This window comes from Alphaproteobacteria bacterium, from assembly GCA_041396705.1.
In the GTDB taxonomy this organism is placed as follows: domain Bacteria; phylum Pseudomonadota; class Alphaproteobacteria; order CALKHQ01; family CALKHQ01; genus CALKHQ01.
The window spans coordinates 206,569-222,414 of sequence record JAWKYB010000005.1 but is presented as its reverse complement, the minus strand read 5'-3'; the positions used below and the strand labels follow the sequence as shown (position 1 = coordinate 222,414).

Annotated in this window: 19 protein-coding genes and 1 riboswitch; of the genes, 13 read left to right on the top strand and 6 right to left on the bottom strand. The window is 73.2% G+C overall.

All coding sequences use genetic code 11. From position 1 onward, the window contains the following. Window positions 1-14: 14 nt before the first annotated feature. Window positions 15-779 carry a methyltransferase domain-containing protein gene (locus R3F55_08900; protein MEZ5667532.1) on the bottom strand — a complete coding sequence of 255 codons (765 nt, stop codon included), beginning with the start codon at window positions 777-779 and terminating at the stop codon, window positions 15-17. 60 nt (window positions 780-839) lie between these two features. Further along, entirely contained in the window at window positions 840-1,643 is an 804-nt protein-coding gene (locus R3F55_08895) for a methyltransferase (GenBank protein MEZ5667531.1), read from the bottom strand. A 129-nt stretch (window positions 1,644-1,772) separates the two neighbouring features. Between R3F55_08895 and R3F55_08890 the strand changes: the two genes are divergently transcribed. The 5 genes from R3F55_08890 (at window position 1,773) to R3F55_08870 (ending at window position 4,604) form a co-directional block, all read left to right on the top strand. Further along, window positions 1,773-2,420, top strand: a complete 648-nt coding sequence (locus R3F55_08890; protein MEZ5667530.1) for a hypothetical protein — start codon at window positions 1,773-1,775, stop codon at window positions 2,418-2,420. A gap of 62 nt (window positions 2,421-2,482) precedes the next feature. Next, on the top strand, window positions 2,483-2,983 hold the full coding sequence (locus R3F55_08885; GenBank protein MEZ5667529.1) for a sigma-70 family RNA polymerase sigma factor: 501 nt from the start codon (window positions 2,483-2,485) through the stop codon (window positions 2,981-2,983). Further along, window positions 2,980-3,756, top strand: coding sequence for an anti-sigma factor (locus R3F55_08880; protein MEZ5667528.1), 777 nt, complete (start codon window positions 2,980-2,982; stop codon window positions 3,754-3,756). Before R3F55_08885 ends, R3F55_08880 begins: the two co-directional genes overlap by 4 nt. Before the next feature lie 136 nt (window positions 3,757-3,892). Continuing rightward, window positions 3,893-4,150: a hypothetical protein gene (locus R3F55_08875; GenBank protein MEZ5667527.1), complete on the top strand. Its 258-nt coding sequence runs from the start codon at window positions 3,893-3,895 to the stop codon at window positions 4,148-4,150. A gap of 253 nt (window positions 4,151-4,403) precedes the next feature. Then, window positions 4,404-4,604: a Flp family type IVb pilin gene (locus tag R3F55_08870; protein MEZ5667526.1), complete on the top strand. Its 201-nt coding sequence runs from the start codon at window positions 4,404-4,406 to the stop codon at window positions 4,602-4,604. A 380-nt stretch (window positions 4,605-4,984) separates the two neighbouring features. Here R3F55_08870 and R3F55_08865 read toward each other — a convergent pair whose 3' ends face one another. Further along, window positions 4,985-5,905: a methyltransferase domain-containing protein gene (locus R3F55_08865; GenBank protein ID MEZ5667525.1), complete on the bottom strand. Its 921-nt coding sequence runs from the start codon at window positions 5,903-5,905 to the stop codon at window positions 4,985-4,987. A 123-nt stretch (window positions 5,906-6,028) separates the two neighbouring features. Between R3F55_08865 and R3F55_08860 the strand changes: the two genes are divergently transcribed. Genes R3F55_08860 through R3F55_08850 form a run of 3 tightly spaced genes read left to right on the top strand, consistent with a single transcriptional unit; the run spans window position 6,029 to window position 7,986 of the window. After that, on the top strand, window positions 6,029-6,829 hold the full coding sequence (locus R3F55_08860) for a ComF family protein (protein MEZ5667524.1): 801 nt from the start codon (window positions 6,029-6,031) through the stop codon (window positions 6,827-6,829). Between the two features lie 27 nt (window positions 6,830-6,856). Continuing rightward, on the top strand, window positions 6,857-7,114 hold the full coding sequence (grxC, locus tag R3F55_08855; GenBank protein ID MEZ5667523.1) for a glutaredoxin 3: 258 nt from the start codon (window positions 6,857-6,859) through the stop codon (window positions 7,112-7,114). Between the two features lie 5 nt (window positions 7,115-7,119). After that, window positions 7,120-7,986 (top strand): carbon-nitrogen hydrolase family protein, encoded by an 867-nt coding sequence (locus tag R3F55_08850; protein ID MEZ5667522.1) that lies wholly within the window; start codon window positions 7,120-7,122, stop codon window positions 7,984-7,986. A 9-nt stretch (window positions 7,987-7,995) separates the two neighbouring features. On the opposite strand, the gene R3F55_08845 is transcribed toward R3F55_08850, so the two are convergent. Beyond that, window positions 7,996-8,511, bottom strand: coding sequence for an SAM-dependent methyltransferase (locus tag R3F55_08845; GenBank protein MEZ5667521.1), 516 nt, complete (start codon window positions 8,509-8,511; stop codon window positions 7,996-7,998). Between the two features lie 120 nt (window positions 8,512-8,631). Here R3F55_08845 and R3F55_08840 point away from each other — a divergent pair, with 120 nt between their 5' ends. From R3F55_08840 to R3F55_08825, 4 genes are all read left to right on the top strand, one after another. Continuing rightward, window positions 8,632-9,132, top strand: a complete 501-nt coding sequence (locus R3F55_08840) for a DUF1178 family protein (protein ID MEZ5667520.1) — start codon at window positions 8,632-8,634, stop codon at window positions 9,130-9,132. Between the two features lie 111 nt (window positions 9,133-9,243). Next, complete coding sequence (locus R3F55_08835) at window positions 9,244-10,131, top strand: peptidylprolyl isomerase (GenBank protein ID MEZ5667519.1); 888 nt, start codon at window positions 9,244-9,246, stop codon at window positions 10,129-10,131. 10 nt (window positions 10,132-10,141) lie between these two features. Next, window positions 10,142-11,383 carry a bifunctional glutamate N-acetyltransferase/amino-acid acetyltransferase ArgJ gene (gene argJ / locus R3F55_08830; GenBank protein ID MEZ5667518.1) on the top strand — a complete coding sequence of 414 codons (1,242 nt, stop codon included), beginning with the start codon at window positions 10,142-10,144 and terminating at the stop codon, window positions 11,381-11,383. A gap of 7 nt (window positions 11,384-11,390) precedes the next feature. Then, complete coding sequence (locus R3F55_08825; protein ID MEZ5667517.1) at window positions 11,391-12,362, top strand: bifunctional GNAT family N-acetyltransferase/(deoxy)nucleoside triphosphate pyrophosphohydrolase; 972 nt, start codon at window positions 11,391-11,393, stop codon at window positions 12,360-12,362. A gap of 18 nt (window positions 12,363-12,380) precedes the next feature. On the opposite strand, the gene R3F55_08820 is transcribed toward R3F55_08825, so the two are convergent. After that, on the bottom strand, window positions 12,381-13,283 hold the full coding sequence (locus tag R3F55_08820; protein ID MEZ5667516.1) for a DMT family transporter: 903 nt from the start codon (window positions 13,281-13,283) through the stop codon (window positions 12,381-12,383). Window positions 13,284-13,358: 75 nt separating this feature from the next. Then, a riboswitch (FMN riboswitch) is annotated at window positions 13,359-13,503 on the bottom strand. 144 nt (window positions 13,504-13,647) lie between these two features. Continuing rightward, window positions 13,648-14,421: a bifunctional 2-polyprenyl-6-hydroxyphenol methylase/3-demethylubiquinol 3-O-methyltransferase UbiG gene (ubiG, locus tag R3F55_08815; protein ID MEZ5667515.1), complete on the bottom strand. Its 774-nt coding sequence runs from the start codon at window positions 14,419-14,421 to the stop codon at window positions 13,648-13,650. Window positions 14,422-14,625: 204 nt separating this feature from the next. On the opposite strand from ubiG, the gene R3F55_08810 reads away from it, so the two are divergent. Then, window positions 14,626-15,846, top strand: coding sequence for an aspartate kinase (locus R3F55_08810; protein ID MEZ5667514.1), 1,221 nt, complete (start codon window positions 14,626-14,628; stop codon window positions 15,844-15,846).

Below are 15,846 nucleotides of genomic sequence, written 5' to 3'. Positions count from 1 at the left end.
CATTCGCCAGGGCCTCATTCCACGTCGTTGCGGCGCAGGCAAGACCCGCGTCGCATCGGCATGGCCATGGCCTGCGGCGACAGGGCGAAGCTGCGCGCGCGCGCCTTCTCGCCGGCGACGGTCGGCGCATAGGCGTCCTTGCGCGCCTCCATCAGCAGCACGCCGCAGAACTGCGGGAACCAGCGCAGGCCGACCTTCTCCCACGCCGGCGCGGCACGCAGCAGCATGCGCGAGCGGGTCGGCGGCAGGAACAGCGCGCGTTCCGTGCGGGTCGGGCTGAACAGGGTCTCGGCCAGCACGCGGTTGAGCTGGCCGACGGTATAGGGCCGGCCATGGCCGAACGGCGTGCGCTCCAGCCGCGCCCAGATGCCACGCCGGTTCGGCGTGACGATCAGCAGCCGGCCGGCGTCGTCGAGCACGCGCCACAGCTCGCGCATCATCGGCCGCAGCTGCTCGGTGCACTCCAGGGCGTGGACCAGCAGCAGCCGGTCGACGCTGCGGTCGGGCAGTGGCAGCTGGGCCTCGTCGGCCAGCGTCACCCGGTTGGGCTCGCCGCGCGGCCAGGGATGCATGCCCTGGCGCGCCGGCATCACCGCCAGCACCCGTTCGGCCTCGTCGAGGAACGGGCGCAGCAGCGGGGTGGCGTAGCCGAGCCCGAGCACGCGCTGGCTGCCGACGTCGGGCCACATCGCGCGGACCCGGCGTCGGATCATGCGCCGCGCCACCTGGCCCGGCGGGCTGGCGTAGAAGGCGGCGAGATCGACGACGTCGTTCCACATGGCGGGGCGGCCGGCTTATCCTCGAACGGGCGGTGCGGGCGCGGCGGCCCGGCGTGCTGCCTAGGATGGGGCCTCGGCCGGCGATGTCGAGCCCTTCCATACGATCGCGGCGGCATCGCGCAGGATCGCCTGGGCTTCGTCGGTGTAGGTGCCGTCGGGTCGGTGCAGCACCAGGCCGGACAGCAGGCGGGCACCGGCGCGGATGCCATGGCGTGCGCGCAGGATGACGCGGCCCGCGTCCGCGCCGGGCTTCGGCCACAGCGGCAGCACGGCGATCTCGCCGAAACCGGCGCCGGCCAGGGCGGCGACGGCGTCGTCCAGCCGGTCGGCGCGGTGGATCAAGGTCAGCGCGCCGCGGCGGCGCAGGGTGCGGGCGCAGGCCGCGGTCCATGCGGCGAGGTCGAGGCCCTCGACATGGGCGGCGCGGCGGCCGGCGACCGCGGGCGGGTCGGCCCAGCCGGCGGGCAGATAGGGCGGGTTGGTCAGCACGCCCGCGACCGCTTCGCCGGCCGCCGCCATCGCGCGGGTGGCGGCGTCGAGCTCGGCGCAGCGCACCTGCAGCCGGTCGGCGACGCCGTTGGCGCGCGCATTGTCCTCGGCCAGCGCACACGCCGCCGGGTCGGCCTCGATGCCGATCACCCGCAGGTCGGGCCGGCGGGCGAGCAGGCACAGCGCGGCTGCGCCGGTGCCCAGGCCGGCGTCGAGCAGGGTGGCGCCGCGCCGGGCGTCGACCGCCGCGGCCAGCAGCACCGGGTCGATCGCCGCGCGATAGCCCCGCCGGGGCTGACGCAGGCTGACGCGTCCGCCGAGCAGGCGATCGTCCGTGGTGGCGGGGCTGGTGGCGGCACTGTCGGTTGCAGGCATCGGCGGCACACGGGCGGCTGCGGGTGGGGTTGGATGGTATGGCGGTCTGCCGGTGTTCGCGTCAACGGAAGGCCATGCGGTGCGCCGCGCGGCCGACCGGCAACCAGAATACCGGAGAGGAACGAACCGATGCGCAATGCAATGCTGGCTACCGCCGCGGCGGCCCTGGCACTTTCCATGGGCACCGCCCTGGCGCAGGACCAGAACATGGTCCATGCCCATATCGGCCACGTGATGACCGCCTGGAACGACACACCCGACGGCATGGGGCTGCTGCCGGCGGCCCAGGCCGAGGCGGCGATCGCCCTGCAGCACGCCGACCTGGCGCTAGAGGATCCGACCGACCTGGACGCGGTGCGCCTGCACCTCGGCCATGTGGTCAACGCGCTCGACCCGTCGATGGAGGCCAACGGCCCCGGCCGCGGCTACGGCGTCGTCGCCGCGGCGTCGGGTGCCGGCAAGCACGCCGGCTTCGCCGCCGAGGTCGAGGGTGCCTCCGATGCCGTGCAGACCCACGCCGTGCATGTGCAGACCAGCACGGCCAACGTGGTCGGCTGGGCCGAGGCGGCGGCGGCGATGGCGCAGGCCGCGCGCGGCAGCGATTCCGCCGGCCAGGTGGTCGCAGCCGCGATCCAGGTCCGCGCCATGGTCGACGCGATGGTAAACGGGACCGACGCCAACGGCGACGGCACCGTCGGCTGGGAGCAGGGCGAGGGCGGCCTGGCCCAGGCCGAGGCGCATATGGGTTTCATGATGGAAGCGGAAGGACTACGCTGAACTGAGGACCATGCCACCAGACCCCGCGCCTGCCCGGTGCAGGCGCGGGCCTTCGGAGCGCGATGCGCGACGCGAGCCTGCTCGAGCACATTCCCAGCCTGCGCCGCTATGCGCGCGCGCTGACCGGCGACGCGGCCGATGCCGACGACTTGGTCCAGGCCTGCCTGGAGCGGGCGCTGCGCAAGCGCACGCTGTTCCGGCGGGGAAGCCTGCGGGCCTGGCTGTTCACGATCATGCATAACGTGCACGCCAACGACCGGCGGGCCGGGGCGCGCCGCTCGGCGTCGCTGGCCGCCCTTGCTGTGGTGGAGCAGACCCGCGCCGACGGCGCCGAGCCGCCGCCGTTCAGCGCGCCGGAGCTGCGCACGGCGCTGGCGGGCCTGCCGGTCGAGCAGCGCAGCGCGGTGCTGCTGGTCGGGCTGGAGGGCTTCACCTGCGGCGAGGCGGCCGCGATCCTGGGCGTCCCCGAGGGCACCGTGGTGTCGCGCCTGTCGCGCGGGCGCGCGGCGCTGCGCGACAGGCTGGAAGCGGTGCCGCGCCGGGCCGGCGGGGTGGCGCGATGAGCCCGCGACCGCTGGACGGAGCCGAGGCGATGGGCGAGGCCGAGCTGGCACGCGCCCGCGCGATCGAGGCCGCGATCGCCGACCCCGCGGCCGCGCCGCCGGCCGGCGACGCCGCCGCCGACGAAATCGCCTTCGGCCGGCGGCTGAACGCCAGCCTGCAGGCGGCGTTCGGACCGGTGGCCGATGCGCCGGTGCCGCCGGCCCTGGTCGGCCTGGCGGTGCGCCGGCCATCGACGTGGCCGCAGCGCGTGGCCGCCGGCATCGTGCTGCTGGCGGTCGGGCTGGGCGGCGGCTGGCTGCTGCGCGGCAGCGCCGGCAGCGACCCGGCCGACCCGACCGCGCGCTTCACCGCCGATGCGCACCGCGCCCACGTGATCTACGTCGCCGAACAGCGCCACCCGGTCGAGGTGGCGGCGAGCGAGGACCACCTGTTCCGCTGGCTGTCGAACCGGCTGGGCGGCGACATCGTCGCGCCGCCGCTGGCCCAGTTCGGCTTCTCGCTGCTGGGCGGCCGGCTGCTGCCGCAGGACGACCGGGTCGCGGCCCAGTTCATGTACCAGGACGACGAGGGCCACCGGCTGACCCTCTATGTCGCCGCCTTCGCCGATTCGCAGGCGACCGAGGTGCAGGTGCGCGCCTTCGACGATTCCAGCGCGCTCTACTGGACCGACGGCGACTTCGGCTTCGCCATGGTCGGCGATCTGCCGCGCGAGCGGCTGATCGCGATCGCCCATGCCGCCTACGAGGCGCTGGAGCCGCGCGGCCCGTCCTGAGCGCGGAGCGGCCGCGCGGCCGATCGGAACAATGCGACCGGTCTGACGTTGTACGGAGGCGCGCCGTCGCGTGCGCCCCGATTGCGGCGTTCGGCGGCGGCTCGCCTCCCGCAACCGCAACGGAGGCCTCGACGCCATGACGACCCCATCGAACCGGACCCTGCGCGGCAAGTGGCGGCGGCGCCTGTTCGTCGCCTGGGTGGCGGCCAGCGCCGCCATCGCCGCCTATGTCGCATTCGCCGCGCCGCTGGCCGCGTATTTCGGCGAGGGCCTCGCCGCCGTCGGCATCGTCGTGCCGGCCCTGATGGTGTTCATGCTGGCGACGGGCCTGGGCTGGCTCGTCCTGCTGGTGACCAGCGATCCCGATCCGGCACGGCGGCGGCTGCCCGACTAGCTCCGGTCGTCTCGCGGCGGCAACCGCCGAGCGGCGACGGGGCGGCGGGCTGCGAGAGAGGGCTGCGGCGCCGTTGCGCCCGCGGCGACGCTTCGCCCGAGCTTTCAGCATTTGTTACGAATTCGCCGGCAAAATGCCTAAAAGGTCTCTCAAAATACAAACGAAACAAACTCGAGACTAGATCAAAGGACTTGCGCAAGATTTGGGTAAGCTTAATAGTTCGTTGACAAGAACACAGCGAACGGGGGCGGCCATGCGGAATTTTCAACACAGCTCATTCGGACCAGCGCGGTTCCTGCGCAGCGAATCCGGCGCCACTGCGATCGAATACGGCCTGATCGCGATGCTGGTCTCGGTCGCGCTGATCGCGGCGCTGTGGGCCTACAGCGAGGCCGTGGGCGATGTCTACGCCCTCGATGCCAAGGCGATCGACACGGTGGTGGCGGAGCACTGAACGGATTGGTTTGTCGATGAATTCACACCTGACTGTGTGAACACCTGGGCCCGCGGGACCAACCCTGCGGGCCCTTTTTTTGCCTGCCGCGCCACGGCGGCCCTCGTCCCCTGCTGGTCCGGGTCGGCGATGCGGAGGCAGGGGACGATGGCCGGTGCCGTGTCAGGCATTGGCGGGCACCGCGACCGCCCCCCGCGGCCGCTGCGGCGCTCATCGCTGATCGCCAGCCGGTGCCTCGCGCCAATACGCAATCAGGTATCAGCGCCGCCGCGGTCGCGACTGTGCCCCCGGTCACAGCCGATGGTGACAATCCGTTAACGAATGGCCGAAACCGATCAACGCTGCGTGAGCGGGCCGGCCGGCGGCCTGCCGGGCGCCGGTCAGCGGGCCGGCCCCGCCTTCTCGCCGGCGCTGCGTTCCGCCGCGCCCAGGGCGTCGGCCAGGCGCGTGCGCGCGCTGCCCGGGCGCAGCGGCTGGGGCTGGGCGGCGGACGGCGCCCAGCCGTGCAGGAACACCACCTCGAAGGTGGCGACGATCCGGCCGTCGCCGGTGCCGTGGCGTTCGGCATAGAGCGCGGCGGCGCGCGCCAGCACCGCCGCCGGCGTGAAGCCGCGGCGGCGTGCCGCCAGCGCATTGCCCAACGCCATGCCGCGCAGGTCGCGCATCAGCGTCAGCGCATCCGGATAGGTCGCCGGAATCGTGTCGCTGTCGACCACCGGCAGGGCGAAGCCGGCCCGCTGCAGCAGACCGCCGGCCTGGCGGATGTCGGCGAAGGGGGCCACCCGCGGGCCGGCGCCGCCGCACAGCTCCGCTTCCGCCGCGATCAGGCAGCCGCGCAGCTCGGCCAGGGTTGCCCCGCCCAGCATGGCGGCGAGCAGCAGCCCGTCGGGCCTGAGCGCGCGCCGCAGCTGAACCAGCGCCCCCGGCAGGTCGTTGACCGCCTGCAGGCTGAGCCCGCTGACGACGAGGTCGAGCGCACCGGCCGCCACCGGCAGCGCCTCGTCGTCGGCGGCGAAGGCGGGCGCGCCCGACCGGGCCGCCCGTGCCGCCATCCCCGGCGAGAGGTCGCACTGCAGCAGCGTGCCGATCCGCCGTTCCGCTGCGGGCTGCGCGGCAAGGCGGCGCGCCAGCACACCGGTGTGGCAGCCGAGATCGAGCGCCAGCGCGAAATGCCGGGCGGTGTCGGCCAGCCGGTCGAGCAACCGGTCGGCGACCTCGGCGGCGAGGAAATCGTGCCGGTCGAAACCCGCGGCCGCGCGCTCGCGCTGGCGGCGCAGCTGGCGACGGTCGAAAGGCTGCACCGCCGGGTCCGGCGGCGACGCTGGCGGCGTCGGTGTCATTCGGGCAGCATGGACGCGGACGGCGGGCACGGTCGCATCCGTGCAACATCGGTCCGGACGGGGCGCACGGCAAGGGCGGCGGCGATGGGCGACGGCGCGATCGGCGGGCAGGGCGGGGTCCGGGCGGCGCTCGGCCGCGTGGTCGACATGGTGCTGCCCAATCGCTGCATCGGCTGCCGCACGGTGATCGGCAGCGACGGCGTGCTGTGCGCCGCCTGCTTCGCGCGGCTGGACTTCATTGGCCCGCCGCAGTGCCATCGCTGCGGTCTGCCGCTGCCGACATGGTCGGCCGACGCCGCCGGCGCCCTGGTTTGCGCCGGCTGTGCGGCCGCGCCGCCGCGCTTCGGCCAGGCGCGCGCCGCCGTGGTCTATGGCGGCCTCGCCCGTGACATCGTGCTGATGCTGAAGCATGCCGACCGCACCGACCTCGCCGGCGCGCTGGCGGGGTGGCTGGCGCGCGCCGGCGCGCCGCTGCTGGATCGCGCCGGGCTGATCGTGCCGGTGCCGCTGCACCGCCGCCGCCTGTTCGCCCGGCGCTACAACCAGGCCGCGCTGCTGGCGCTGGCGCTGGCGCGGCGCACCGGCGTGCCGGCCGCGCCGGACCTGCTGCGGCGCACCCGCGCGACGCCGTCGCAGGGCCACCTGTCCGCCGCCCACCGCCGCCGCAACGTCGCCGGCGCCTTCGCGGTGCCCACCGCCCGGGCGGCCGGGCTCGCCGGCGCCCGCGTGCTGCTGGTCGACGACGTGATGACCACCGGCGCCACCCTGGATGCCTGCGCGCTGGCGCTGACCCGCGCCGGCGCGAGCGCGGTCGACGCGCTGGTCGTGGCGCGCGTCCTGCGGGCGGACGCGGACTTGGATTCCGCGGAAAACGGGAGCATATGACGGGATCGCCCAACCACGGAGGCCGATTTGGCGAAGGTCGAGATCTACACCACCATGCTGTGCCCGTTCTGCTATCGGGCGAAGAAGCTGCTGGACCAGAAGGGCGTCACCTACACCGAATACGACGTGACCAGCGACGCCGAGCAGCGCGGCCGGATGCAGAGCCGCGCCGGCGGCCGGCGCACGGTGCCGCAGATCTTCATCGACGGCACCCATGTCGGCGGCTGCGACGAGCTGCACGACCTCGACCGGCGCGGCGAGCTCGACCCGCTGCTGGCGGCCTGACGCCGATGGCGACCTTCACCGCCGCGCTGGTCCAGACGTCGTCGGGCATCGACATGGCCGCGAACCTCGTGGCGGTCGAGCGCATGGTGCGCGAGGCGGTGGACCGCGGCGCCGACGTGGTGCTGACGCCCGAGAACGTGGCGATGATGCAGGCCAACCGCGCCGCCACGCTGGCCAACGCGCGGGACGAGGCCGAGCACGAGGGGCTGGCCCGGCTGGCCGCGCTGGCGCGCGAGGCCGGCATCTGGCTGCTGATCGGCTCGCTGCACGTCAAGCTGGCGGACGGCCGGCTCGCCAACCGGTCCTACCTGGTCGGCCCGGACGGCGCCGTCGCCGCCCGCTACGACAAGATCCACATGTTCGACGTGACGCTGGCCGGCGGCGAGAGCTATCGCGAATCGGCGACCTTCGCGCCGGGCGACCGGGCGGTCGCCGCCGCGACGCCGTTCGGCGCGTTCGGGCTGACGATCTGCTACGACATGCGCTTCCCGGCGCTGTACCGCGCGCTGGCCGAGGCCGGCGCGGTGTTCCTGACCGCGCCGTCCGCCTTCACCCGGCCGACCGGGCAGGCGCACTGGCACGTGCTGCTGCGCGCCCGCGCGATCGAGACCGGCTGCTTCATGTTCGCGCCCGCCCAGTGCGGCGAGCCGGTGCCGGGCCGCAAGACCTATGGCCATTCGCTGATCGTGTCGCCCTGGGGCGAGGTGCTGGCCGAGGCGGGCGAGGAGCCGGGGATCGTGCTGGCAGAGATCGACCCGGCCGCCGTCGAGGAGGCCCGGTCGGCGATTCCGGCCCTGGCCCATGGCCGCGGTTTCGCGGCGCCGCAGCCGGTCGAGTGGGTCGAAGCGCGGCCGGACCGGGCGGCGGAGTAGGCGCCGGCGTCAGGCCTCGCGCCTGGCGACGATGCGCTGGACCACGGCAGGCCGGTCGAGCAGGCCCTCGCCGTGCTCGTAGCGCAGCACGGTCAGCCGGCCGCGCACGGCCTCCAGCAATTCGCCGGGCTGCAGCAGGAAAGCGGGGTTCGACGGCTTGCCGTGGCGCGCGTTGCCGGCGGCGAAGGTCTGGTAGATCAGCACGCCGCCGGGCGCGACTGCCGCGACGATGGCCGGCAGCAGCGGCCGGTGCAGATAGTTGACCACCACCACGCCGCCGAATCCGCCGGGCGGCAGCACCACCGCGGGGTCGAACGCCGGCGACTCGAGGTCGGCCTGCCGCACGCTGGCGCCGGGCCGGCCGGCCAGGTCCTGCAGCGCGCCGATGTCGCGGTCGACGAACGTGACCGCATGGTCGTTGGCCAGGAACCAGCGGCCATGCCGGCCGCTGCCGCAGGCCAGGTCGACCACGGCAACGCCGTCCGGCACCAGGTGGGTGGCGTGCAGCACCCAGGGTTCGGGCATGCGGCCGGTGCAGTGGCCATGGCCCGGGGCTGCGCCCGCAGTCGGCGCTTCCGGTTGCGAACTTGTCATGCGGCCCCTTCGACGCCAGATTGGTGACATGCGTATGACGACGGTGCGCCCATGATCCTATTCACGCTGCAATGCGGCCGCGACCATGTTTTCGAAGGCTGGTTCCGCGACGGCGCCACCTATGAGGCGCAGGCGGCGGCCGGCGAGGTCGGCTGCCCGGTCTGCGGCGACAGCGCGGTCACCAAGGCGCCGATGGCGCCGCGCATCGGCAAGGGCGAGGCGGCGGCCGAGGCCCGCGAGGCGCCGGAGCCGCCGGCCAAGGCGCCCGACGCGGCCGTCCCGGTTGCCGCCGGGCAGGCCAAGGCAATGATGGACCCGCGCCTGCGCGAGATGGCGCGCATGCGCGCCGCCTTGCTGGCGCTGAAGAAGATGGTGCAGGACAACTGCGACTATGTCGGCGCCGATTTCGCCGCGGAGGCGCGGCGCATCCACGAGGGCGAGGCCGACGAGCGCGCGATCTACGGCGAGGCCACCGACGCGGAGGCCGAGGCGCTGGCCGAGGACGGCATCGAAGTGGGCCGCATTCCCTGGCCCGGCGACAGCGACGCCTGAGCGCCCGGCCCGGCGTCGACCGGGGCGGCTCTTGTTTCGGGCTGCCGCCCATGCTTTAAGGGCGCCGGGCCGGGGGGACCGGCCGCGACGCGATCACACAAGGATCAGCCCATGCGGTTTTCAGTGTCGGTCGGCGCACTTGCGCTGGCCCTGTGCGGCGGCCTGACGGCGACCGGCCTTGCCCAGGACGGAGCGGCGCCCAACCCGGAGACGGTGGTGGCGACGGTCGGCGGCGACGAGATCACGCTGGCCGACGTGGTGCAGCTGTACCAGGAACTGCCCGAGCAGTACCGGCAGATCCCGTTCGAGATGATCTATGCCAACCTGCTGGAGAATGCGATCGACAGCCACCTGCTGATCGCCGCCGCGCGCTCGGCCGGCATGGAGAACGACCCGCAGGTGGTCGATGCGGTCGCGCGCTTCACCGAACGGGTGATGCAGCAGGCCTATCTCGACAACGAGATCCAGTCCCAGCTCACCGACGAGGTGCTGCAGGCGCGCTACGACGAGCAGATCGGCGCCGCGCCCGAGGAGTTCGAGGTCCGCGCCAGCCACATCCTGGTCGAGACCAAGGAAGAAGCAGAGGAGATCATCGGCCTGCTCGACGGCGGCGCAGATTTCGCTACGCTGGCGGCGGAGCGGTCGACCGGGCCGTCGGGGCCGAGCGGCGGCGATCTCGGCTATTTCGGGGCCGGCCCGACCCGGATGGTGCCGGAGTTCGAACAGGCGGCCTTCGCGCTGGAGATCGGGCACTATTCCGAAGAGCCGGTGCAGACCCAGTTCGGCTGGCACGTGATCCTGGTCACCGACAAGCGCGCTGTGGAGAAGGCCAGCTTCGAGGAAGTGCGCGACCAGCTGCGCGGCGAGATGGCCAACCAGGTGGTCACCGACGTGCTCGCCGACCTGCGCGAGGATGTCGAGATCGCGAAGTTCAATCCTGACGGCTCGCCCCTCGCCGAACCGCCGGCCGAGGAGGAGCAGCCGGCCCCGGCCGAATAGCCGGACCGCCATGGCGAAGAAATCGCTGCCGCCGTCGCCGCTGGCGCCGGAGAGCATGGCTGAACTGCCGCCGCTTGCCGGCGTGCGGCTGGCCGCGGGCAGTGCCGGCCTGCGCTACAGCGGCCGGCCGGACCTGACGCTGGCGGTGTTCGACCCCGGCACCACCGTCGGCGGCGTATTCACCAGGTCGCTGACCTGCGGCGTGCCGATCGACTGGAACCGCGCCCGCATCGGCGGCGGGCAGGCCGGGGCGCTGGTGGTCAACGCCGGCAACGCCAACGTGATGAACGGCGAGATCGGCAAGACCACCGCCCGCGCCACGGCGGAGGCGGCCGCGCAGGTGGCCGGCTGCGCCGTCGACCAGGTGTTCCTGGCCTCCACCGGCGTGATCGGCGAGCCGTTCTATCCCGACAAGATCGTGGCCGGCGTGCACAAGCTCGGCGCCGAGCTCAGCGCCGACGCGTTCCAGACCGCCGCCCAGGCGATCATGACCACCGACACCTTCGCCAAGCGGGCGACGCGCCGGGTCGAGATCGACGGCAAGCCGGTGACGATCAACGGCATCGCCAAGGGCTCGGGGATGATCGCCCCGAACATGGCGACGATGCTGGCCTACATCTTCACCGACGCGGCGGTGGCGCCGGCGGCGCTGCAGCAGATGACCACCTTCTGCGCCGAGCGCAGCTTCAACTGCGTGACCGTCGACGGCGACACCTCGACCAGCGACATGTGCCTGGTGTTCGCCACCGGCAAGGCGGGCAACAGGCCGGTGCAGGCCTCGCGCGAGCGCCGCGCCCGCGCCTTCTTCCTGGCGCTGCGCGACGTCATGGTCGAGCTGGCGCAGCTGGTGGCGCGCGACGGCGAGGGCGCGCAGAAGTTCATCACCGTGACCGTGACCGGCGCGGCCTCGCGCCAGGCGGCGCGGCGGATCGCGCTGAGCATCGGCAACTCGCCGCTGGTCAAGACCGCCATCGCCGGCAGCGACGCCAACTGGGGCCGGATCGCGATGGCAGTGGGCAAGAGCGGCGAGAAGGCGAGCCGCGAGGGGCTGGACATCCGCATCGGCGGGGTGCCGATCGCCGAGGACGGCGGCATCGTCGCCGGCTATGACGAGGCGCCGGTGGCGGCCCACCTGGCCGGCCGCGAGATCGACATCGAGGTCGATGTCGGCGTCGGCCGCGGCATGGCCACCATCTGGACCTGCGACCTGACCCACGGCTACATCGACATCAACGCCGACTACCGCTCCTGACCCGGCGATGGCCGACGCCGCGGGTATCCCGCCGTACCTGCCCTTCCGCACCGAGCGGCTGCTGCTGCGCCCGGTGGCGGACGCGGATGCGGCGGCGGTCCGTCTCTATGCGTCGGACCCCGACGTGGCGTTGAAGACGGCCTCGATTCCGCACCCCTATCCCGACGGCGCGGCGGACGAGTTCGTTGCCGCCGCGCAGAACTGGCTGGCCAGCGGCCGCGCGCTCAGCTGCGCGGTCGAGCGGGCCGACGCGCCGGGCCTGATCGGCACGGCCGGCCTGGTGATCGACGGCCTGCGCGGCGAGGCGGAACTCGGCTTCTGGATCGGCAAGCCGTTCTGGGGCCGCGGCTATGCCACCGAGGCGGCGCGCGGGATGCTGCGGCTGGCCTTCGCCCATGTCGGCCTGCAGCGGGTGCGCGCCCGGGCGCTGGCCTCGAACGCCGCCAGCATCCGGGTGCAGGCGCATGCCGGCATGCGGCTGGTCCGCGCCTACGACGCGATCTGCCGGCCGTCCTGCCCGGCGGTCGCACAGGAGGAGCGGGCGATCACCCGGGCGGAATGGCAGGCGGCCGAGGGGGCGAAGCCGGTGCTGCTGGTCAGCGCGGTGGCGCTGGTCGACATCGACGGCCGGCTGCTGATCGCCCGCCGGCCCGAGGGCAAGGCGATGGCCGGCCTGTGGGAGTTTCCCGGCGGCAAGGTGCACGACGGCGAAACGCCGGAGGCCGCGCTAATCCGCGAGCTGCACGAGGAACTCGGCATCGACACCCATGCCAGCTGCCTGGCGCCGCTGACCTTCGCCAGCCACGCCTACGACGCCTTCCACCTGCTGATGCCGGTGTTCGCCTGCCGCAAGTGGCAGGGCACGCCGCGCCCGCGCGAGGGCCAGGCGCTGAAGTGGGTGCCACCGCGCGAGCTGACGGCCTATCCGATGCCGCCGGCCGACGTGCCGCTGATCGCGCTGCTCAGGGACATGCTGTAGCCGGCCGCGCGGGGCCCGCTATGGAACGGCGCCACGCAGCTCCGCCCGCCGCTCGTCGTAGAGCAGGAAGAACGACGCGCCGACGATCAGCAGCGAGCCCAGCCACATGCTGCCCGGCGGCACGAAGCCGAATACCGCCAGGCCGAGCAGCACGTTGAGCGGCAGCTTGACGTGGTCGAACGGCTGCAGATAGGCGGCGTCGGCCACGCTGTAGGCCTTGACCAGCAGGTACTGCGCGGCGGCGGTCAGCGCGCCGGCGGCGGCGATGACCAGCGCGACCGCATCCAGCGGCACCGCGAAGCCGTCGGCCGCGGCCACCGCGGCGTTCACCGGCGTCAGCAGCAGCAGCAGGTAGACGGTCAGCGTCTCCGGCGTTTCGGTCCGCGTCATGTGCTTGGCGGTCAGCGAGGAGAAGGCCCACAACGCGGCCGCGCCGATCGGATAGAACACGGCCGGGGTGAAGGCGTCGGACCATGGCGCCAGGATGACCGCGCCGCCGGCGAAGCCGGCGATCACCGCCAGCCAGCGCTGCGGCGTCACTGTCTCGCGCAGCGCCAGGCCGGCGCCGACGGTGACGAAAAACGGCGACAGCATCACCAGCGCGATCGCCTGCCAGATCGGCACCGTGGCCAAGCCCATCACCCAGAGCTGGACGCCGGCGGCGGCGAACACCACGCGCAGTCCGTGCAGCCATAGCTGCGATGTGCGGAACGATTCGGCCAGTTTCGACCGCAGCCAGGGCAGGTAGAACACCAGCGCGACCAGATACTGCCAGAACGCGACGCGGGGCGCGCCGATCCCATAGGTCATGGTGGCGAGCTGGACCAGGATGTTGACGGCGGCGAACACGATGCCGGCGCCGACCATCAGCATGGCGCCGGACAGCGCCGGCGCGGCCGGCAGTTGCAACAGGCGAGTCATGGCGTTGTCCCTTCTGCGACGCACAAGACCCAAGGCAGACAGGACAACGGCGCAGGCGGTCCCCGCCTGCGCGCTTCCCGTTCTCTTCCATCCGGACTGTGACCGTCGGCCCCGGAGTCGCACCGGGTCTGCTGACCCCGCCGAAACCGGCGGGCGCTCGCGGGCTTTCACTTGCGTGATCACCGCCGGTGGGGAATTCCGCCCCGCCCTGAGAACGCTGCGGCCATCCGATGGGCCGCAGCGCGGTTCTAGCCGGCCGGGCCGGGCGGCGCAATGGCCTGCGCCGGACGGCGCGGATGCGTGGCCTGCGCCGGATGGCGCGGATGCGTGGCCTGCGCCGGGCGGCGCAGGTGCGCGGGCGGAGTCAGGCGGGCTTGACCGCCAGCGCCATGTAGTTGACCGCCACGTCGCGCGGGTCGAGCCGCCAGCCGCCCTGCAGCGGGTCCAGCACCAGCCCCGTCAGGTCGGTCAGCGCCAGGCCCGAGGCGCGCAGCTGGCGCGCCAGCTCCGACGGCTTGACGAAGCGGCGCCAGTCGTGGGTGCCGCGCGGCAGCCAGCGCAGCACGTATTCGGCGCCGACGATGGCCATGGCGAAGGCGCGCGCGGTGCGGTTCATGGTCGACAGCACGACGACCCCGCCCGGCCCGACCAGCGCGGCGCAGGCGGCAAGGAAGGCGGCGACGTCGGCGACGTGCTCGACGATTTCCAGCGCCACCACCGCGTCGAAGCGGGCACCCGCTTCGGCCAATGCCTCGGCCGTGGTGCAGCGATAGTCGATTGCCAGCCCCTGGCCGTCGGCATGGTGCCGGGCCGCGGCGATGTTGGCCTCGGTGGCGTCGACGCCGACCACCGCGGCGCCGAGCCGGGCCAGCGGCTCCGCCACCAGGCCGCCGCCGCAGCCGACGTCGGCGACGGCGAGGCCGGCCAGCGAGGACAGCGACAGCGGGTCCCGGCCGAAGTGGCGGCACAGGCCGTCGCGGATGAAGCCCAGCCGCGCGGCGTTCTGCCGGTGCAGCGGGCGGTAGGCCCCGTCCGGGTCCCACCAGTCGCCGGCCATGGCGGCGAACTTGGCGATCTCGGCCGGGTCGATCGTGCCGCTGCCATGCTCGGTATCGACCCGTCCGCTCGCCCTCGCCATGGCGCCCACCTCCGCAACGTTTCGGCCCCGGCCACGGGCTTGCGCGCCGGTCGCATTGTGATTATGGGTTCGCCGACGCAGGCTTCAAACCCAGCACCATGACGCAGGTGCATTTCCCCGTCCACCGGCATCCCGGCCGGCGCGGCGGGTTTCCCTGAGGCGACAGGACGGACAAACGGAGCGCGCGGCGGCGCGAAGCGGACTATGGCGCGCATCGTCATGAAATTCGGCGGCACTTCCGTCGCCGACATCCCGCGGATCGAAGCGGTGGCCCAGCGGGTCAAGGCGGCGAAGGCCAACGGCGACCAGCTCGCCGTGGTGGTCTCGGCCATGGCCGGCGTGACCGACCACCTGATCGGGCTGGTGGCGCAGATCGGGCTGCGCGAGGACGGCCGCGAGTACGACGTGGTCGTCTCGACCGGCGAGCAGGTGACCAGCGGCCTGCTGGCGCTGGCGCTGAAGCGGATCGGCGTGCCGGCCCGCTCGTGGCTGGGCTGGCAGCTGCCGGTCAACACCGACGACACCTATTCGAAGGCGCGGATCGCCTCGATCGGCACCGCGGGCATCGAGCAGACGCTGGCCGACGGCTGGGTGGCGGTGGTGCCGGGCTTCCAGGGGCTGAGCCCGGAGGGACGGGTCACCACGCTGGGCCGCGGCGGCTCCGACACCAGCGCGGTGGCGCTGGCCGCGGCGCTGCGGGCCGACCGCTGCGACATCTACACCGACGTCGACGGCGTCTACACCGCCGACCCGCGCATCGTGACGAAGGCCCGCAAGCTCAGTAAGATCGCCTACGAGGAAATGCTGGAATCGGCATCCCTCGGCGCCAAGGTCCTGCAGACCCGTTCGGTCGAGCTGGCGATGAAGGAACGTGTCCGGGTGCAGGTGCTGTCGAGTTTCGCCGACGAGCCCGGGACCCTGGTCGTGGACGAGGACGAGATCGTGGAACAGCAACTGGTCACCGGCATCGCCTACAGCCGCAACGAGGCCAAGATGACCCTGCTCGGCGTGCCGGACCGGCCCGGGGTCGCGGCCGCGATCTTCGGCCCGCTGGCCGACGCCGCCATCAACGTCGACATGATCGTGCAGAACGTGTCGGAGGACGGCAAGGTCACCGACCTGACCTTCACCGTGCCGCAGACCGACCTGGAGCAGGCGACGGAGGTGCTGACCGCGCGGGCCGGCGAGATCGGCTTCCGTGCGATGCGGCCGGATGCCGAGGTGGCCAAGGTGTCGATCATCGGCATCGGCATGCGCAGCCACGCCGGCGTGGCGCAGACCATGTTCCGCGCGCTGGCCGAGAAAGGCATCAACATCCAGGTGATCTCGACCTCGGAGATCAAGGTCAGCGTGCTGATCGCGGAGGAATATACCGAGCTGGCCGTGCGCACCCTCCACAGCGCCTACGGGCTGGACGCGGCCTGA

Excerpts from the sequence above, each read along its gene's own strand:
- R3F55_08900 (MEZ5667532.1), bottom strand. The coding sequence starts at position 779 with ATGTGGAACGACGTCGTCGATCTCGCCGCCTTCTACGCCAGCCCGCCG.
- R3F55_08895 (MEZ5667531.1), bottom strand. The coding sequence starts at position 1,643 with ATGCCTGCAACCGACAGTGCCGCCACCAGCCCCGCCACCACGGACGAT.
- R3F55_08890 (MEZ5667530.1), top strand. The coding sequence starts at position 1,773 with ATGCGCAATGCAATGCTGGCTACCGCCGCGGCGGCCCTGGCACTTTCC.
- R3F55_08885 (MEZ5667529.1), top strand. The coding sequence starts at position 2,483 with ATGCGCGACGCGAGCCTGCTCGAGCACATTCCCAGCCTGCGCCGCTAT.
- R3F55_08880 (MEZ5667528.1), top strand. The coding sequence starts at position 2,980 with ATGAGCCCGCGACCGCTGGACGGAGCCGAGGCGATGGGCGAGGCCGAG.
- R3F55_08875 (MEZ5667527.1), top strand. The coding sequence starts at position 3,893 with ATGACGACCCCATCGAACCGGACCCTGCGCGGCAAGTGGCGGCGGCGC.
- R3F55_08870 (MEZ5667526.1), top strand. The coding sequence starts at position 4,404 with ATGCGGAATTTTCAACACAGCTCATTCGGACCAGCGCGGTTCCTGCGC.
- R3F55_08860 (MEZ5667524.1), top strand. The coding sequence starts at position 6,029 with ATGGGCGACGGCGCGATCGGCGGGCAGGGCGGGGTCCGGGCGGCGCTC.
- R3F55_08850 (MEZ5667522.1), top strand. The coding sequence starts at position 7,120 with ATGGCGACCTTCACCGCCGCGCTGGTCCAGACGTCGTCGGGCATCGAC.
- R3F55_08845 (MEZ5667521.1), bottom strand. The coding sequence starts at position 8,511 with ATGCCCGAACCCTGGGTGCTGCACGCCACCCACCTGGTGCCGGACGGC.
- R3F55_08840 (MEZ5667520.1), top strand. The coding sequence starts at position 8,632 with ATGATCCTATTCACGCTGCAATGCGGCCGCGACCATGTTTTCGAAGGC.
- R3F55_08835 (MEZ5667519.1), top strand. The coding sequence starts at position 9,244 with ATGCGGTTTTCAGTGTCGGTCGGCGCACTTGCGCTGGCCCTGTGCGGC.
- argJ (MEZ5667518.1), top strand. The coding sequence starts at position 10,142 with ATGGCGAAGAAATCGCTGCCGCCGTCGCCGCTGGCGCCGGAGAGCATG.
- R3F55_08825 (MEZ5667517.1), top strand. The coding sequence starts at position 11,391 with ATGGCCGACGCCGCGGGTATCCCGCCGTACCTGCCCTTCCGCACCGAG.
- R3F55_08820 (MEZ5667516.1), bottom strand. The coding sequence starts at position 13,283 with ATGACTCGCCTGTTGCAACTGCCGGCCGCGCCGGCGCTGTCCGGCGCC.
- ubiG (MEZ5667515.1), bottom strand. The coding sequence starts at position 14,421 with ATGGCGAGGGCGAGCGGACGGGTCGATACCGAGCATGGCAGCGGCACG.
- R3F55_08810 (MEZ5667514.1), top strand. The coding sequence starts at position 14,626 with ATGGCGCGCATCGTCATGAAATTCGGCGGCACTTCCGTCGCCGACATC.